This is a genomic window from Phenylobacterium sp. (assembly GCF_030693805.1).
Lineage (GTDB): Bacteria > Pseudomonadota > Alphaproteobacteria > Caulobacterales > Caulobacteraceae > Phenylobacterium.
Map to the genome: position 1 here is coordinate 1 of NZ_JAUXZW010000078.1, position 1,065 is coordinate 1,065.

2 protein-coding genes are annotated in these 1,065 nt (G+C 53.3%); one reads left to right on the forward strand and one right to left on the reverse strand.

What is annotated here, in order from left to right; genetic code table 11:
* Window positions 1-230 (forward strand): copper-binding protein (locus Q8M88_RS03515; RefSeq protein ID WP_305594865.1); only part of this gene is annotated, 230 nt, incomplete at its 5' end.
* A gap of 573 nt (window positions 231-803) precedes the next feature.
* Here the strand turns inward: Q8M88_RS03515 and Q8M88_RS03520 are convergent.
* Window positions 804-1,065: DUF4148 domain-containing protein (locus Q8M88_RS03520; RefSeq protein ID WP_305594866.1), on the reverse strand; the 262-nt coding region annotated here is incomplete at its 5' end.

The following is a 1,065-nucleotide window of genomic DNA, read 5'->3' on the forward strand; positions in this document are numbered from 1 at the left end:
AGATGCCTTCCATGACCGATGGTGAGGTCCGCAAGGTGGACTTGGCCAACGGAAAAGTCACTCTCAAACACGGTGAAATCAAGCACATGGACATGCCAGGTATGACCATGGTTTTCACCGCCAAAGACAAGGCGCTGCTCACCGGTCTCAAGGTGGGCGATAAAGTGAAGTTCATGGCAGAAAACGCCAACGGCCAGATGCTCGTGATCGGGATTGAGCCTGCCAAGTAAGGCGGCGTGATGCTCGGCCTGTGAATTCATGCCGTAGCGAAGCGGTGAAAGATCCGCACCTTCGAAAATCTTGCCTGCTTTGCAGATTAGATGAGAACGTGCCGGCGAGGTAAACCTCGACCCGCCGTCACTTGGTTCCAGCGGCGCGCAGATTTTCGCGGTGAGTTCAGCTCACTGTTGATACAGATTGTCCAAGCAGCTCAAATGGAAGAATATTGAATAGTTTTTTGCATCACTTCAAACTTGGGCAGTGCCCACGGTGATTCGGTGCTTTACCTCCGTGTGCTTGATGACATGAGTTAACCCTTGCAGATTCGGCATTTTCGTAGGATGAAGCAGCGCACCCGGCCAGAATAAGCACACCCAAAACAGCAGCGGTAAAAAAGATTTTTCGAGATTGCATGATCAAAAAGCTTTGCAAGTGGAGTTGCCTTGGGCGCTCCAAAAAGTGATTGCTGTAACCGGCCCGTTGGCTACGGGCCTATTCAGTACACATCTGCCTAATCTGGGGAGCCAACGGCGGGCATCAGATAAATGGCACGTCTCAAGATGCATTGCGTAGACCGACGCGCATCATTTGTCACCGGTGGGCGGCAGGGTGCCAACTTGACGAGCCCGCTCCAATTCAGCGATCACTTCGACGCGCGATTTGGGAGGACCATCAGCTTTGATCGGCAAGAAAACCCCACGCTGCATCAGCGTCAACGTGCCATCTTTGCGAGCTGCCTCCAGTTCTGCATTTACCTCGGCGCGACTTTTTATCGAGGCAACGTGGTCTGGGTGGAAGGTGACGCCGGCGTCACCGCCAACATCGTGCGTGAATGAGCTGGCTTGA